At 51.9% G+C, this 482-nt stretch carries 1 protein-coding gene; it reads right to left on the reverse strand.

The features are described from left to right. Nucleotides 1–482: amidohydrolase family protein (locus HBA93_RS18445; RefSeq protein ID WP_221724268.1), on the reverse strand; the 482-nt coding region annotated here is incomplete at both ends.

Raw genomic sequence — 482 nt, forward strand, 5'->3', positions numbered from 1 at the left:
GAAGCTGCCATGCCGCGCGGAAACAACAGGGCAATGCACAAATGTTGCACCGGTATCACGCATAATCGCCAGATCATCGCCTTTGCGGCCGACATTGCGGGAGCCGCAAACATACTCGCCATGCGGTAGCAATGAGCGGTCAGACAACAGACCAAGCGAATTCAGCCATTCAAGCGGGCTAAGACCATAGGCATCAACAATCCGGTTAAACTCTGTATCGGATTGGCAGCAATGCAGACGGAACGGGATGTCGAGATCCTGTGAGGCCTGCACTGTCCGTTTGAGAAGCTCAGGCGTGCAGGTCTCAATCCGATCCGGCGCCAGCATTGCTTTTACCAAGGAAGATGAGCGGCTTTCCATTTGTTCAGCAAATGCAAGCGCATCCTGAAAATTCTTTAGCCCACGTGCCTCATCAAAATAGAATTCAATGCTGCCGTCATCCTGAACAAATGTATTACCCGTTCTGTAGGCAGGGCCAAGAT

It is taken from the genome of Ochrobactrum sp. SFR4 (assembly GCF_019730395.1).
Classification (GTDB): domain Bacteria; phylum Pseudomonadota; class Alphaproteobacteria; order Rhizobiales; family Rhizobiaceae; genus Pseudochrobactrum.